The following is a 2,157-nucleotide window of genomic DNA, read 5'->3' on the forward strand; positions in this document are numbered from 1 at the left end:
GGCCCGGCCGCCGCGATGATCGCGCCGGGCGCTGCCTTGGCGGCCTTGGCTGCTTCCCGGGCTTCGCGGTCGCGGGTCGATTTGAGGATCGCCTTTTCGCTCTTCAGCGTCGTCAAACCGGAGGCCGGCTCCGAGCCGGTGCGGCCGTTCTGCGGCCCCGGCGCCACCGAGGCGCCCTTGCCGGCATCATAGAGGTCGATGATTTCGGCCAGCCGTTCCGGCGTCAGATCCTCGAACGTATCCTTGAACACCATGACCATCGGCGCGTTGACGCAGGCGCCGAGGCACTCGACCTCCTCCCACGACAAGGTGCCCTTGTCGTTGGTGTGGAACTGGTCGTGATGGATTTTCGAGCGGCACACATCCATCAGCGCTTCCGAACCGCGCAGCATGCAGGGCGTGGTGCCGCAAACCTGGATGTGCGCGCGGGTGCCGACGGGATTCAACTGGTACTGCGTGTAGAAGGTCGCGACCTCGAGCCCGCGGATGCGCGGCATGCCGAGCATGTCCGAAATCGTCTCGATCGCCGCCTTGGTGACCCAGCCTTCCTGCTCCTGCGCTATCATCAGAAGCGGGATGATCGCCGACTGTTCGCGCCCCTTCGGATATTTCTTGATCCACTGCTTGGCCGCCGCCGCATTCGCCTTGTTGAAGGCGAAGGACGCTGGCTGGACGCTGGCTTCTGCGAGACGGCGGACTGACATTTAGCGATCGACCTCACCAAACACGATGTCGAGGGAGCCAAGAACGGCGGTGACGTCGGCCAGCATGTGGCCGCGGCACAGGAAATCCATGGCTTGCAGATGCGCGAAACCGGGGGCGCGCAGCTTGCAGCGGTACGGCTTGTTGGTGCCGTCGGAGACGAGATAGACGCCGAACTCGCCCTTCGGCGCCTCGACGGCCGCATAGACCTCGCCGGCCGGCACGCGATAGCCCTCGGTGTAGAGCTTGAAGTGGTGGATCAGCGCTTCCATCGAACGCTTCATCGCCTGGCGCTTGGGCGGCACCACCTTGCCGTCGAGGTTCGACACCGGACCGGTGCTTTCCTTGCCGAGCAGAAGATCGACGCACTGGCGCATGATCCGCGCCGACTGGCGCATTTCTTCCATACGCACGAGATAACGGTCGAAGCAGTCGCCATTCTTGCCGACCGGGATGTCGAAATCCATCTCGGAATAGCATTCATAGGGCTGCGACTTGCGCAGATCCCACGGCGAGCCCGAGCCGCGCACCATCACGCCCGAAAAGCCCCAGGCCCAGGCATCGGCCAGCGAAACGATGCCGATATCGACATTGCGCTGCTTGAAGATGCGGTTGCCGGTGAGCAGCTTGTCGAGATCGTCGAGCGATTTCAGGAACGGGTCGATCCATTTGCCGATGTCCTCGACCAGCTGCCGCGGCAGGTCCTGGTGGACGCCGCCAGGCCGGAAGTAGGCCGCATGCATGCGCGAACCTGAAGCCCGCTCATAGAACACCATCAGCTTTTCGCGCTCGACGAAGCCCCACAGCGGCGGCGTCAGCGCACCGACGTCCATCGCCTGCGTCGTCACATTGAGGATGTGCGACATGATGCGGCCGATCTCGCAATAGAGCACGCGGATCAGTTGGCCGCGCCTCGGCACCTCGATGCCGAGCAGGCGCTCGGCGGCAAGCGCGAAGGCATGTTCCTGGTTCATCGGCGCGCAATAGTCGAGCCGGTCGAGATAAGGCACCGCCTGCAGATAGGTCTTGGCCTCGATCAGCTTCTCCGTGCCGCGATGCAGCAGGCCGATATGCGGATCGACGCGATCGACGACTTCGCCGTCGAGCTCAAGGACCAACCTCAATACACCATGCGCCGCAGGGTGTTGAGGTCCAAAGTTGATGTTGAAATTGCGGACGGAGGTTTCAGCCATTCTGGCGCCTCAATTCGTCTTGGCTTTTTCGTCCCCGGGCAGCACGTAATCGGTGCCTTCCCAAGGGGAAAGAAAATCAAAATTGCGGAATTCCTGCTTGAGCTCGACCGGCTCGTAGATGACGCGCTTGGCTTCGTCGTCGTAGCGCACTTCGACGAAACCGGTCAGCGGGAAGTCCTTGCGCAGCGGATGGCCTTCGAACCCGTAATCGGTCAGCAGGCGGCGCAGGTCCGGATGGCCCGAGAACAGCACGCCATAGAGA

At 62.9% G+C, this 2,157-nt stretch carries 3 protein-coding genes; all 3 read right to left on the minus strand.

Going from position 1 to position 2,157, the window contains the following annotated elements; genetic code table 11:
• A partial coding sequence (gene nuoE, locus EOA36_RS34030; protein WP_127281081.1) for an NADH-quinone oxidoreductase subunit NuoE occupies positions 1–704 on the minus strand: 704 nt, incomplete at its 3' end.
• Positions 705–1,895, minus strand: a complete 1,191-nt coding sequence (locus EOA36_RS34035) for an NADH-quinone oxidoreductase subunit D (RefSeq protein WP_127281082.1) — start codon at positions 1,893–1,895, stop codon at positions 705–707. It abuts the gene before it with no gap.
• Positions 1,896–1,904: 9 nt separating this feature from the next.
• A partial coding sequence (locus EOA36_RS34040; protein WP_189553511.1) for an NADH-quinone oxidoreductase subunit C occupies positions 1,905–2,157 on the minus strand: 253 nt, incomplete at its 5' end.

Source organism: Mesorhizobium sp. M8A.F.Ca.ET.021.01.1.1, assembly GCF_003998025.1.
Classification (GTDB): domain Bacteria; phylum Pseudomonadota; class Alphaproteobacteria; order Rhizobiales; family Rhizobiaceae; genus Mesorhizobium.